The sequence below is a fragment of the Chroococcidiopsis sp. [FACHB-1243] genome, from assembly GCF_014696895.1.
In the GTDB taxonomy this organism is placed as follows: Bacteria; Cyanobacteriota; Cyanobacteriia; order Cyanobacteriales; family Chroococcidiopsidaceae; genus Chroococcidiopsis.
Genome location: NZ_JACJQX010000027.1, coordinates 61379 through 74581 on the forward strand (window position 1 = coordinate 61379; position 13203 = coordinate 74581).

At 43.4% G+C, this 13203-nt stretch carries 15 protein-coding genes and 1 pseudogene; 11 read left to right on the plus strand and 5 right to left on the minus strand.

Features of this window, described 5'->3' with window-relative positions; translation table 11 throughout:
* Positions 1 to 67: 67 nt before the first annotated feature.
* From H6G17_RS20070 to H6G17_RS20080, 3 genes are all read right to left on the minus strand, one after another.
* Positions 68 to 1087 carry an AI-2E family transporter gene (locus tag H6G17_RS20070; protein ID WP_192160253.1) on the minus strand — a complete coding sequence of 340 codons (1020 nt, stop codon included), beginning with the start codon at positions 1085 to 1087 and terminating at the stop codon, positions 68 to 70.
* Between the two features lie 234 nt (positions 1088 to 1321).
* Positions 1322 to 1690 carry a hypothetical protein gene (locus H6G17_RS20075; protein WP_192160151.1) on the minus strand — a complete coding sequence of 123 codons (369 nt, stop codon included), beginning with the start codon at positions 1688 to 1690 and terminating at the stop codon, positions 1322 to 1324.
* Positions 1691 to 1871: 181 nt separating this feature from the next.
* Positions 1872 to 2357: a PRC-barrel domain-containing protein gene (locus H6G17_RS20080; RefSeq protein ID WP_192160152.1), complete on the minus strand. Its 486-nt coding sequence runs from the start codon at positions 2355 to 2357 to the stop codon at positions 1872 to 1874.
* Between the two features lie 614 nt (positions 2358 to 2971).
* On the opposite strand from H6G17_RS20080, the gene H6G17_RS20085 reads away from it, so the two are divergent.
* Both H6G17_RS20085 and H6G17_RS20090 read left to right on the plus strand, forming a co-directional pair.
* Positions 2972 to 4231 (plus strand): fasciclin domain-containing protein, encoded by a 1260-nt coding sequence (locus H6G17_RS20085; protein ID WP_192160154.1) that lies wholly within the window; start codon positions 2972 to 2974, stop codon positions 4229 to 4231.
* Positions 4232 to 4268: 37 nt separating this feature from the next.
* Entirely contained in the window at positions 4269 to 4979 is a 711-nt protein-coding gene (locus H6G17_RS20090) for an outer membrane beta-barrel protein (RefSeq protein ID WP_192160156.1), read from the plus strand.
* Positions 4980 to 5086: 107 nt separating this feature from the next.
* On the opposite strand, the gene H6G17_RS20095 is transcribed toward H6G17_RS20090, so the two are convergent.
* A complete protein-coding gene (locus tag H6G17_RS20095; protein WP_192160158.1) occupies positions 5087 to 5485 on the minus strand; it encodes a hypothetical protein in 399 nt (132 codons plus the stop codon).
* Between the two features lie 453 nt (positions 5486 to 5938).
* On the opposite strand from H6G17_RS20095, the gene H6G17_RS20100 reads away from it, so the two are divergent.
* From H6G17_RS20100 to H6G17_RS34740, 5 genes and pseudogenes are all read left to right on the plus strand, one after another.
* Entirely contained in the window at positions 5939 to 6742 is an 804-nt protein-coding gene (locus H6G17_RS20100; RefSeq protein ID WP_192160159.1) for an ion transporter, read from the plus strand.
* 65 nt (positions 6743 to 6807) lie between these two features.
* On the plus strand, positions 6808 to 7821 hold the full coding sequence (locus H6G17_RS20105) for a mechanosensitive ion channel family protein (RefSeq protein WP_192160161.1): 1014 nt from the start codon (positions 6808 to 6810) through the stop codon (positions 7819 to 7821).
* Positions 7818 to 9185, plus strand: a complete 1368-nt coding sequence (locus tag H6G17_RS20110) for a DUF2254 domain-containing protein (protein ID WP_192160163.1) — start codon at positions 7818 to 7820, stop codon at positions 9183 to 9185. Before H6G17_RS20105 ends, H6G17_RS20110 begins: the two co-directional genes overlap by 4 nt.
* A gap of 99 nt (positions 9186 to 9284) precedes the next feature.
* The gene (locus H6G17_RS20115; protein ID WP_192160165.1) at positions 9285 to 9506 is read left to right on the plus strand and encodes a hypothetical protein; all 222 of its coding nucleotides are present in this window, start codon (positions 9285 to 9287) and stop codon (positions 9504 to 9506) included.
* A 147-nt stretch (positions 9507 to 9653) separates the two neighbouring features.
* Positions 9654 to 10258, plus strand: a pseudogene (locus tag H6G17_RS34740) (hypothetical protein); the annotation flags it as partial.
* On the opposite strand, the gene H6G17_RS20130 reads toward H6G17_RS34740, so the two are convergent.
* A complete protein-coding gene (locus tag H6G17_RS20130) occupies positions 10253 to 10534 on the minus strand; it encodes a hypothetical protein (protein ID WP_192160170.1) in 282 nt (93 codons plus the stop codon). The pseudogene H6G17_RS34740 and the gene H6G17_RS20130 sit on opposite strands and share 6 nt — an antisense overlap.
* Positions 10535 to 10569: 35 nt before the next feature.
* On the opposite strand from H6G17_RS20130, the gene H6G17_RS20135 reads away from it, so the two are divergent.
* The 4 genes from H6G17_RS20135 to H6G17_RS20150 all read left to right on the plus strand — a co-directional run bounded on the left by H6G17_RS20135 (position 10570) and on the right by H6G17_RS20150 (position 13194).
* Positions 10570 to 11148 (plus strand): Mov34/MPN/PAD-1 family protein, encoded by a 579-nt coding sequence (locus tag H6G17_RS20135; protein WP_192160176.1) that lies wholly within the window; start codon positions 10570 to 10572, stop codon positions 11146 to 11148.
* The gene (locus H6G17_RS20140; RefSeq protein ID WP_192160178.1) at positions 11145 to 11984 is read left to right on the plus strand and encodes a ThiF family adenylyltransferase; all 840 of its coding nucleotides are present in this window, start codon (positions 11145 to 11147) and stop codon (positions 11982 to 11984) included. The genes H6G17_RS20135 and H6G17_RS20140 overlap by 4 nt, the downstream gene beginning before the upstream one ends.
* A gap of 67 nt (positions 11985 to 12051) precedes the next feature.
* Complete coding sequence (locus H6G17_RS20145; RefSeq protein WP_192160180.1) at positions 12052 to 12768, plus strand: PD-(D/E)XK nuclease family protein; 717 nt, start codon at positions 12052 to 12054, stop codon at positions 12766 to 12768.
* A 51-nt stretch (positions 12769 to 12819) separates the two neighbouring features.
* Positions 12820 to 13194, plus strand: coding sequence for a hypothetical protein (locus H6G17_RS20150; protein WP_192160181.1), 375 nt, complete (start codon positions 12820 to 12822; stop codon positions 13192 to 13194).
* Positions 13195 to 13203: the final 9 nt, after the last annotated feature.

Consider the following 13203-nt stretch of genomic DNA (forward strand, 5'->3'; position numbering starts at 1 on the left):
TTCATTTATGCAAACTACTCTAGCACGGACGAACAAAACTAGATAAATATTCCTAATTCTCTTGTCGTCATTGCCATTTATTCATGACATCTTTGACCAAGACTTCTTTGAGCCAAATCTGTACTACAACCAATAGTGGAATAGCGAGAAATATGCCTAAGAAACCAAAAAAGCTGGCAAAAACTACAACTGCCAAGATAGTGAATACTGGCATCAGATTCACCTCTTGCTTCATAATTAAGGGAACCAAAACTAGGCTTTCAAACTGTTGAATTGCTATATAAAGTAATATAACTGCTCCTGACTTCCAAGGAGCATCGAGCAGGGAGAGCAGTGCTGGTGGAATGACACTTAAGGTTGGTCCAACATTAGGAATAAATTCTAGCAATCCGGCTAGAGCGGCATTGACTAAAGGCAGTGGCACTCCCAAAACTGTCAGCCCAATAAAAGATATTAAACCAATGACAACCATTGCTATAAGAGTGCCTTTTATCCAACCAACTAAAGCTTTTTCGGTTTCCGACAAAATTTCGTCAATTCGTTGTCGATAAAACGAAGGAAAAGCAAGGATAAAAACTCGTCGGTATTGAGAGGGATTTGCTAACAGCATGACGGTCAGAATCAAAAATAGCAACAAGCTAAGAACAACAGCAAGCGAATTATTGAGAATAACAAAAAAGTTACCCAATAGCTGTGCTATCCATACTTGAAGCTGTTGCGGAATATTCTCTAAAAGACGAAGCTGTTCAAACATTGCTCCTGGGATTGTAGATTGCAACCAATTCAACCAAGTCGTTATTCTTTCTGATGTTTGGGGCAAGACATCAACTAATTGTTGTAACTGATCGACAATGCGCGGCACGATGAACGCAAAAAAGCCAATAATTAGTGCTAGTAAGATCGTAACTGTAATCCCAATAGCAAACCCACGCTTAATGTGGTACTGCTGAATTCGTCGCACAACTCGATTTAAAACCGTTGCCAAGACTACAGATGCAAATAACAGTAAAACAACTTGCCGAATTTGCCACAGAATATAAAGAGAGATCGCCAGGGCAAGTAAACCGAGCCATTGACTTAAGCGCACAATACTGCCTCCATAAATTGCTTTTTTGATAGTGTCTACTTCTTTTAACTGCAAGTACGCTAGGCATTGCCCGATATACACCATTTCTCGATTGTCTGAGCGAAGAAACACGCGATCGCGTTTGTACAAAAACAGCTGAGAAACTCTATGCTTCAATTACCGCTATTTAGGATCGATCGCGTTCTACCAATTTTTGATTTACGAAGTGTATTCAATACCAATTGCTAGAATACTTTAATCACGAAGTTTGCTATCTTTGGGACAGTAATCTGGACAGTCAATTGCTTGTTTTGTCATTACAACAGACGGATGTACCGCGCACTTAAGATACTGGCTGAGTGAGAAAAAACGACAATTCCTACAAGGAACTCGCTCTAAACTAATTAAGAAATTAGTAATGCGATCGCGTTCGTTTTTACGCGAGATCGCAAACACGGTCATGACTACAGCCATTATTGCTAAGTAAGTAGGTAACACAAATCCAGTTACTTCAGGTAAGTTAGCTGAATTCAACTGTTCTTCATGTGTTTTTTTTGCCTCCGATCGCTCTTCAGTTAATTTGGCTTTATTTGAGCTTTCTCGATTCAATATTTCTCCAGACACACTTATTTTTATTGCTGTGTCCTGCCTATTTAACTCATTAGCAACCATGATATTAGCCTCTCAAAACCAAGTAACTCGATCGCTCGTACTACTATCGTTTTTGTTTGACTGGTGACTTATTAGATGTTTGCTACTCTAATTTTCATTGACTTCTAAAGGTTTTCGCTATCCTGTTTTCACTTTAGCTACGTTCGTAAATTCTATCGGATGTAGCAATTCCTGTAGGCTCGTTTAAAGTTGCGACAGTATTTAATGTCATAGGATCGACTGGTGCTATTGGCGCTACAGGTTTAGATATAGTATCAGTAGTTGTAGAAGTAACTGCGATACTATCTTGCTCGCCAGGTGTGCGATCGCGTTTCCGGTTATCTTTAAACTCAGGTAAATCCTTGGCTTGCGTTTTAGTTAACCCTATGGCGTAAATGCAGTTGTCAACGGGATCTACGCGAACAAGCTCGATGGGTAATATAACTTTCTTGCCAAAGATCCAGAATCCCACGTTGATAATTAAATATCTAATCCGATCGGTGGAATCGTCAACTAAAACATCGTTAATAGTACCGATTTTTCGCTTGTCTGCTTCTGAATAGACTTTTACGATCTTGCTGTTAAAAACATTTAAATTGGGGTGATACATTGAATTAACGCCTTTCCATTTTAATTGCATTGTTTTTTCAGAAAGATTGTTATTTAAAAGCTTTAAAGTATTGTCAATCTTGCAAAATGCTCTCCAGTGTTTAGTATAAATTGAAAGCTACAAGAGTCGAGCGTGCCTACTTCATGCTTTAGTTAGCACTACACCATCAAAATAAATCTAGAAAGTGGAAAACTCGTGGAAAAGTACCGTATGCCGATCTAAATCTATCCTAAGAAATAGATGTAGAGTGCCAAATTAAAATAGTCGGTCGCAGTAGATGTAAATACTACTACCAAGTACCAATTTTACTCTCGTCTCGTGTAAGTTATCGCACCCATAAAATTAAGTTTGCCTTCTCCCCGATTTTTCCACTATTTAGATCTAGATTCAGATCGGAGCCGGTTAAGTGCTTTATTTAACTGGTGGTTCATAGCTCCTTTTTCATCACACACACTCTGGGCGTTGCATATTTGCAAAGAACGGTCGAGCAAAAAACTAAAATCGCTAACTCGTTCCAGCACTTGTAACGCCTCTTTCTAATTGATGGAAGACATTCATTTAGGGATGAGCGCGAACCACATATCTCAAAGAGCTTTCTTCATGAGTTGCTACTAAACGATTGATAATTTTTCAGGACAGTTTTTATGTTTGGTTTCTTACAGCGATCGCGCCATAGCGCCGCTTTGCTATCTCTGACGCTCGCCGTTAGTGGATTGGTTCCAATTGCAATTTCTACTCCATCTTTTGCTCAGGATAGTTCTCCAACGGCTACTCCATCTCCATCGTCAGCTACGACAGTTAACTTCTCCGATGTTTCTGCTAACTACTGGGCGCAGCCATTTATTCAAGCTTTAGCTGCTCAAAACATCATTACAGGCTTTCCTAACGGGACGTATAGACCAGAAGAGCCTGTAGATCGAGCTGAATTTGCTGCCATGCTTGCCAGTGCTTTTGATACGAAACCAGTTCGCCAGTTGAGCGAATCTGGATTTAAGGATGTTCCGGCTGATTATTGGGCAGCTTCAGTAGTAGAAGAAGCTTACGAAACTGGATTTTTGCAAGGTTATCCGAATAATTTATTCTTGCCGAACCAGGAAATTAGCAAAGCGGAGGCAATTACTGCATTAGTTAATGGTTTGGGCTTAACAGCCAGCGATCGAGATTCAAATTTACTACAAACTTACTACACCGATTACGAAAGCATTCCCGAGTATGCTGTGGGTGCGATTGCCGCAGCTACGCAAGCAAATCTAGTCGTCAACTATCCCAATGTCAAAGAACTCAATCCCCAAACGCCTCTGAACCGAGGCACAGCAGCAGCATTATTGCATCAAGCTTTAGTACGGCAAGGGCGGTTACAACCCATAGCTAACAATGTAACAGCAGCTAATTACATCGTGCGCCCTACTGCAAATGATGTTGGACAGACCACTCCTACAACTCAGCCTACCACTACTACAGCGTCTAATAATAATGTGGTTGCTGTTGCTGCGTCCGATCGATCTTTCTCCACTCTGACTTCTCTGCTCAAAGCTACAGGTCTAGCTGAGAGCCTACAAAAACGAGGACCGTTTACAATTTTTGCCCCTACAGATCGAGCATTTGCAGCGTTACCCAAAGGAACTTTGGAAAAGTTAGCACAACCAGAAAATCAAGATACTTTGATTCGGATTCTCACATATCATGTGGTTCCTAGCGAACTCACTGCCAGTCAGCTGCAAGCGGGAGAACTGAAAACGTTGGCAGATAGACCTGTCAATATTCAGATCGATCCAGCGCAGAATCAAGTTGCCGTGAATGATGCCAGCGTGGTTCAGCCAAATATCCAAGCCAGTAACGGTGTCATCCACGCAGTTAATCAAGTCCTATTGCCACCCAACGTTAATCTCGAAAAGTTGAACTAGTAAACTACTGTACACTTTGTACGATTTGGAAGGAAAAATGAACAATATTTTTTCGCGGCGACTTTCTATTGTGTTGAGTTTAACTGCTATGACTGTTTTAGGAAGTGGATTATCAGCAACAGCAGAAACAATGGCTCCCAAAAAGAACGCTTCAGTACCGACCCCAGGAACGACAGCAACCGCCGCCGCAGCTTTGACACAATCCTCACCTGCACCTAAGCCAGCAGCAAGCAAAGTTGAAAGACCAGAGGATCGTCGGGTAGCACAGGTCAATGTAGACCCAGGACAAGCCACCGCAGGCGGTTCTAGCTATATTGGCATTGGTGGAAATATTGGTTTGGATGGAGACACAGCTTTAGGCGATACTAACTTTACTGTTATCAGTAAAATTGGACTGACGCAGAATTTATCTTTACGACCAGCAGCAGTATTTGGAGATAATACCGTCTTTCAGATTCCCCTTACTTACGACTTCAACTTGCGATCGACAGAAGCTTTTGACGAAAGGTTGTCTATCGCTCCTTACCTGGGAGCTGGAGTAGCAATTTCTACTGGTGTTGAGGACGATGACGAGGTTGATGTATTTGAAGATGACGATGATGACGATGCCGATGTAGGTCCGATGATAACAGGTGGTGTAGATTTTCCTCTATCCGATCGCTTTACTGCTACTGCGGCAGTAAATGCAGCTTTCTTTGATGACACAGATATCGGGCTAGTACTAGGAGTTGGTTATAACTTTTTCTAAGCGGTGAAACTAAAAGGCGATCGCGGTTGCAATAAAGTCTAAAAGATTTGCGATCGCCACTCTTTTTCAACTTAAAAAAGAGTATTATTAAAGCAAATTCTATCCACTCAAGGAATTAGTTCGTACTTGATTCTTACTCTTTCAACACCATCAAATCTGTTATCTCTAGCTGCGGGTAAGGTCGGAAAAATTGGCGGTGAAACTGGTTCGTTAACTGATAGTTCTACGCGATCGGTTATTTCCCATATACCGTCATCTCCGTCGAGATAATTCCAATATTTCTCGTTTGAAATAGTAACGCGATCGCTAAAGTTGTTGGAAATCTCAGCGGGATTATTGGCTCTGTTTCTAAAAAATTCTCTATAATCATCTTCTACCGTCTTATTTTCCAGATTAAGAGCATCGCTAGATAAAGTTACTCTTTCTGCCGCTTCAACCTGGATTGGAATAGCTAAACCCGTTACAGTTGCTAATATTCCTAATCCAACAATAATTTTATTTTTCATTGATTTTACCCTTTATTATGTTCTTTTCATATATGTTGCGCCTGAAACAATTTTTTTGCCTCTATCATAGGTGCTGTTAGTCTAGAGTATCTATGACAAAAGGTAGGTTTTTTCTGAAAGCAGAGCAATTGAAATTATCGCAAAAAGAATGCTTTAAAATTTTGAATAAAAAAAGATTTCAGGATATTGTTAAATTCTCCCCGAATTTTCCACTATTTTGAGCTAAACTCAAATTGCCATAGCTAATTTGTTTAACTAGTAGTTCATGAATCAGCTCTTAATGCATAGGAGAAATAGTGCTATACACTCCAGTAGGAATCTAGAAATAGGGTGCGCCCGATCGTCCGAGTCACATCATCAAAAGTAGCAACTGCAAGCAAATATGTCTTGAGTTAGTTTTCCCAGTTGCTTAAGTATGGCGAGATAGGTTAGGCAGGGTGAGCAAGTACGGTCATGGTTAAGCCACAAAAAAGCGCGATCGAGCAAGAACGTAGCGAAATTCTTCAACAATTAGAAGACTGGCTAGAAACTCCCATGCTAGTTTTGAGCTTTGTCTGGCTGGCACTGTTTGCTGTTGAGCTAATTTGGGGACTAAACCCCTTCCTAGAAGTTTTAGGCATCGTCATCTGGATAATTTTTATCCTTGATTTTGCGTTGAAGTTTCTCTTCGCTGGGCGCAAACTTGCATATCTGAGGCAAAACTGGCTGACAGCTTTTTCTTTAATGATTCCCGCTTTAAGGACACTGCGGATTATCCGAGTCGTGCGGCTACTGCGAACGGCTCGTGCGGCGCGAGGACTGCGGTTACTACGGGTGATGACTCGCACCAATCGGGGGATGCGGGCTTTGGCTGCTAGCGTCAGGCGGCGGGGATTTGGCTATGTGGTGGCACTAACAGCGATCGTCACTTTAGTTGGTGCAGCTGGAATCTATGCCTTTGAAAGCAATATTCCTACATCTGGGATAACAGACTACGGCTCGGCGCTATGGTGGACGGCAATGGTGATTACCACAATGGGATCGGACTACTTTCCCAAGTCCCCAGAAGGACGGATTTTATGCCTGTTGCTGGCGCTGTATGCTTTTGCCGTATTTGGTTACGTAACTGCTACCCTCGCCACGTTTTTTGTGGGACGGGATGCAGAAGATCCGCAAGCGGAAGTTGCAGGAACCAAATCTATTGAAGCACTTCAGGTTGAAATCGCTGCTTTACGAGCAGAAATTCAGACTCTTGTCCGTCAAAATTCCCAGTCTTAAATTCGCCAGCTTTTTATTGTGAATGCATCACTAATCCCTAATTGCTTGAAAAGTGAGGCAGTGTCATGAACGCAGAAATATCTACTGCTTGGAACAAAATTCAGGCGACGATCGATGGCTTCATTGCTTTGCTGCCAAATATTGTCTTGGCATTCGTCGTCTTTATACTATTCTTTTTCGTAGCACGATGGCTCAAGTCGATAGTCAAGCGCCTGACTCGCAAGCATCGACAGGCGCGGAATCTGGGCATGGTGCTGGGACGATTAGCTCAAGGAATTGCGCTCCTAATTGGGTTATTTGTCGCATTATCAATCGTAATTCCGACATTTAAAGCAGGAGATTTGATTCAACTGCTAGGGATTAGCGGTGTGGCAATTGGTTTCGCCTTTCGCGATATTTTGCAAAACTTCTTGGCTGGTATCCTAATTCTGTTAACAGAGCCATTTCAAATTGACGACCAAATCGTTTTCAAAGATTTTGAGGGAACGGTAGAAAATATTGAAACTCGCGCTACCACAATTCGCACTTATGATGGTCGTCGTATTGTCATTCCTAACTCCGAACTTTTTACGAATTCAGTTACCGTCAACACTGCTTTTGATACCCGTCGCATTGAATACGATGTTGGCATCGGCTACGGCGATGACGTTGAAGAAGCAAAGCGGTTGATGTTAGCAGCAATTCATAGCGTGGATGAGGTATTAACAGATCCAGCTCCTGACGTACTAGTACTGGAACTAGCCCAAAGTAGTGTCAATATCCGCGCCCGCTGGTGGATTAAACCACCACGCCGAGCTGATGACTTGAGTTCGCGAGACAAGGTAATTTCTGCGATTAAGCAAAAGCTTTACGTGGAAAATGGGATCGATCTGCCATATCCAACCCGACAAATTCTATTTCACGACCAAACGGAAGAAACGGATGGCGATCGCAGCCGTCAAAGAGAAGGATGGCCCGCTGGCAAGAAGGAGGTGCCAAAATCGCACCGCATTAGCGATCCTCTTCGCATACTAGCCCAAATGGGAGCGCAACAAAATGGTAGTGGCGAAGCCGAGGCAATCAGGAGCGAGCGTCCATGAAAAACGTCAAACTTGGCAAAATTTGGGATTCCCTCCACTCTAGCTATTGGTTTTTACCAACTGTGATGGCGGTCATAGCGATCGCCCTAGCATTTACAATGCTAAGCCTCGATCGCGCTGGCTATTATGGAGTATTGTCAGAGTGGGGTTGGCTCTACACTGGCGGCACTGACGGGGCACGAGAGGTGCTTTCATCTGTGGCTAGTTCGATTATTTCTGTTGCCGCTACCGCTTTCTCAATTACCATTGTGGCGCTTCAGCTGGCGGCTTCTAATTACAGTCCCCGTTTGCTGCGTAACTTTATGCGGGATGTGGGCAATCAACTTGTCTTGGGGACATTTATTGCTACGTTCATCTACTGCTTGCTCGTACTGCGGACTATACGCGGTGATGGCGATGACTACAGCTTCTTTGTCCCACAGCTCTCAGTTACAGTTGGGTTGTTGTTGGCACTTGCCAGCATTGGCGTACTGATTTACTTTATCCATCACGCCTCTACCATCATTCAGGTATCTCATATCATCACCGAGGCTAGCAACGAGCTACACCGCGCGATCGATCGCTTGTTTCCCGAAAAGCTAGGGCGGAGTTTGCCCAGTGCCAAGCCTCACGATCACGCAATCCCAGCTAATTTCGATTCAGATGCTCGTCCAATTAAAGCCAATAGTAGCGGTTATCTCCAAGCAATTGATGACGAAGAATTAATGAAAATCGCTAACAATCGTTCCTTGCTGTTGCAGATAAAATCTCGACCAGGTAGGTTTGTTGTCAAGGGTAGCAATTTAGTGATAGTATTTCCAGGGGAATGCGTCAATCGGAGACTCTCAGAGCAAATTAATGATGCTTTTGTGCTTGGCAAGCAACGTACCGAGCAACAGGATGTTGAGTTTCCCGTGAACCAATTAGTTGACATTGCCCTACGTGCCATTTCTCCTGGGATCAACGATCCGACAACTGCGATTCAGTGTATCGACCAGTTAAGTGCTGGATTATCTCACTTAGCTCAAAGAGAAATTCCCTCTCCCTACCGCTATGACGAGCGCAACAATCTTCGCGTCATTGTCGAAACATTTACGTTTGCTGGACTAACTGATGCTGCTTTTCACCAGATTCGTCAGTATGGAAAATCGGATGTGGGAGTGGTAATTCGGCTTCTGGAGGCGATCGCCACAATTGCGACTTATACTTGCGATCGGCAAGATAAAGCAGCACTGCTGCGTCATGCCGAAATGATTCAGCAAGACAGTTACCAGAGCGTATCGCAACAGCAAGATAAACAGGACATCGAACGGCGATACCAAGCAGTATTGAAGGCACTACAGCAGTCAACTGATTCACAAGCATCTGCGACTTGGGCGCAGTAGTTAGCTCAAATTCCGCTCCAGCTACAAAATCGAAAATAGTTCTTGAAACACTGGTTTAAAACTGATAACGATTATCTGTATTAATAGGTAAAGCATCTCATGCTCGTAACTCAAGTTTTGCTTATAGCTGCCGAGCCGTTAGCATTTAGCCCCAACCTACCTCTGCTATCTGCGCTACTAGCGATCAGTCTAGCTTTGGTGCCTCTGTTCTCTAGTCGGCTACGCTTTCTCCAAGCTAAGCCGCGTAGCATTTGGCTCTCGATCGGTAGCGGGGTTTCTGTTGCCTATGTTTTCGTTCATATCCGAATGGCACTAAGATAAGCCCAAGAACTTGATGTGCAAAGGTTTTACAGTTTTCCTGCTTGAGGCAGACAAAACAGCGCCATCGCAATTGGGTCAGCTAAGGATTTCCGACTTTTGCTGCTCTAAGCTATCCTGTTGCCCCAACTCTTACCCGATAAGGTTTTCACCTTAACTTATTGCTATTCCGTTCATATCCTGCCCGAACTCAGTAAAGCACAAGAGACGATTCAGAGGGTGGTAGGTAAAACGCTTGCCTTTTTGGAACACCATGTATACCTCATGGTACTTTTAGGTTTAGTTGTGTTTTACGGACTAGAGCGGATGGCTAAGCGATGGCGCTAGCGCCATCGTCAAGAAGGGAAATCAAATGTGACGGGGAGTTTTCTGGATGCACATTTGTTCATTTGCCATCTACAATGCTCTGATTGGCTATCTATGACTGCACCGAGAAGAACCAGGGATGACAAGTTTATTGTTTTTTGCCCTGGCAATGGCATTGCATTTTTTTGTCAATGACAATGGTTTACGCGAACACCATAAAGGCATATCACCGCATCGGTCGTTGGATACTAGCAGCAGCAGTTATTGTTGGCTGGGCAATTGGCAGTGGCACTCAGATCGAGCTTGCGATCGCCTTACTCTTTGCTTTTCTCGCCGGAGGAGTTGTACTTAATGTTTTGAAAGAAGAACTCCCCGAAGAACGTCAAAGTCGCTTCTGGGCTTTTGCCCTCGGTGCAAGTATATATTCTGCACTTTTGGTAGCACTATAAATCAGCCGCATCTAATTCGAGTTTGTCTATACCGCCACCCTTGTCTCCTTCATTTACTACTGTTGCTGCAACAGCATTATCGTCGAGCGATCGCTCCACTAGCGCGTCAATGGCGATATTGTAGAGCCTTCGGCAGACAAGCAGGCAGTAGTAGTGCGATCGCGTCTTGCTCAGGAAGTAGAGCGTTTTGTGGCATAATGGCTTCTTTTCTCTAGTTCCACCTATACCACTTGTCGTTCGAGCAACCAAACAACGAGTACAGCGCGGCGCGCTCATCTGTGTACTCTACCGACAGGTTGCCCGATCGCCCTATGAACAACCCCTTTTGCAGCCATAACATTATCGCTAGCGATACTAGCAACCTCCCTCCTTATTCGGGAAAGTTACAAGAATACTGGATGGCGGGTAATGGTGTTTTCCTGCGATCGCACCGTCGAGAAATAGAAGTATGCCTACCCGTTGCCAATAGCTGTGTTGACAATCTTCCCCACATCCAGCCTTATTTTCGTCTCGTGCCACCAAAAGTCCCTGCGTTAACTATCTCAGAAATTATTCATACTTGCCAAGAAGCAGGCGAGCGAGAAGTTTTGTTCTATCTGGACTATACCAACCAATGGCAACTGCACGTTCCAGCACAAACAGCTAGTCGCACGAGCGTTGCAGCAATGGAATCGTCATTTAATTCTAATTATGAAACTGCCCTCATCGAAATCCACAGCCATGCACGAGCGCCAGCTCGTTTTTCAACTCAAGACGACATCGAAGAAAGCGGTAAGTTCAGAATCTTCGCCGTTATCGGTTCTTTACCCGATTGCCCTGCTATTAGCGTGCGATTGGGAGTTTACGATCGCTTCTTCGACATACCCAACTCTTGGATTTTTACTTTATGACAATCGACTTATCGTTTGCTAATTCAGTACCGATTATTCCGGCTCAAAATACTCAGATTCAGTTTATCCTTGTCGGTGCTGGTGGAACGGGTAGCTGTATCATCAGAGAACTGTGCAAAGTCGTTTGCCAAATTCAAAGCGTTACTAAAAAACAAGTATCCGTCTGCATCGTTGACTTCGATACTGTAGAGTCGCGCAATATTCCCCGACAAATATTCCTGCCTGAAGAAATCGGCATGAATAAAGCAGCAGCACTAGCAATTCGTTACAGCAGCGCCTTTGGAATTAGCATTAAAGCGATCAAAAAGCCCTTTAACTGTCAGATGGTAAATAAATTAAAACAATGGAATACGCTGACAGTCATTATCGGCTGCGTCGATAATGCCGCAGCCAGAGCAGAGATCGATCGCTGCCTGGAATACAATTCAAAAACGCAACTAGCTTCCATATTCTGGCTAGACTGCGGCAACGCTCAAACCAGCGGTCAAGTCTTGCTAGGGACTACCACTAACTTCGACCTGTTACGTGCTTTCGATCGCCCCGAATGCCCCAATCTTTGCTATCAACTCCCATCTCCAACATCGCTCCACCCAGAATTACTCGTGGCAAAACCAGAAGAACTGTCGAATTCTCGCCTCTCTTGTGCTGAAATTCAACTGAGTAACCATCAGGCATTATTCGTCAATCAATTTGCTGCCACAATAGCCAGTCAATATATTTTAGAACTCACATTTACTGGAGGATTGAGAAAATTCGCCACGTATTTTGATTGCAAAACGATGAATTGCAAATCCCTTTATATCACCCCCTCCAATTTATCTCAATTTCACAACTAAAAAATTCAGTACAAAAGCCAACAACGGTAGTGCTTTGCACTCACCGTTGAATGCTATTGCTGTAAAAATGAATTCAATCGACTACAAGCTACTTGAAATTTTAGCAACTGACCCAGATAACTTCCCAGATTTCGAGCGAGAAAGTATTTACACTCCAGGCTTTTGCGAGCGAGTAAATATTTTGAGCAAACAGTTTCATCTAATTATGCAACAGATAGGCATGGGTCTATCTGTGGAACCATTGCTAGATAATTCTCCGCAGCTTAAAGCATGGGTAGAAAAGGTTCAGCCAATTATTAGCACACCTGCGATCGCTAAGAGTTGGAATGTCAGCTTGCAAAAACCGATCGATAACAACTTATTAGTAGCACAATACGACCTGATTTTAGAAAGAGAAGAGCGGTTAATTGCTATAGATTGGTCGGTGCAACATCGTCCGGTTAGCTACCAGCAGTTGCTCGAAAGCTGGCAGACGCAACTTCGCCTGTTTCTCTTACTAGAAAACAGTAGCTTCGCTCCCGAACAGATTGGCATTAGCTACCTGTTAGTTAACGCTAAGTCAGCTCCTATCTACCATTTTGAATACAGTAGGCAACAACATGAAGAATTTCAACAGAAATTAGCAGGCATTCTCTCAAAACTTCCAGAAACAGAAAAAAATGTGTCTCCTGCCGCTCTTTCAGAATTTGATCGCGATCCCAGCGAACTGAATCTCAAAAAGTTTCTCAATGGCGAACTTACCACTCAAGAATATCTAGCCACAGTTCCCGAAGTCGAAATTTGAACGTAACAGAAGTAGGGAAATACCGATTTCCCTACTCGTGACTAACGAGATATGGACAATACTACGATTAACCAAAGAATCGCTCTCAAAAAAGTGCAGCTAACACCAGATGGCTGGACGCTCAACATTTTATCGCCAAGAGTGGCAACAATTACAAATCCACTAGGGATGCGAAAAGTCTCTTACTTTGGTTTTGACAAAACTAAAGATGCAGAAAAATTCCAACAATATTTGCTGGAAAACCATCTGTGTACGGCAGCCGTTATTAGAAGCTCCCGACGGCTAGCTGCACCAATTGAATGTAAGGCTTGGGGATGCTCCAGCAAAATCATTTGGCAGTGCGCTGTCAAAGATCTCAAACAACAAAATTTGTCCGCACAGAAACAACTACCTCAACCTACTTTCACAAAAATTAGCACTCACTAAATCAAAGCA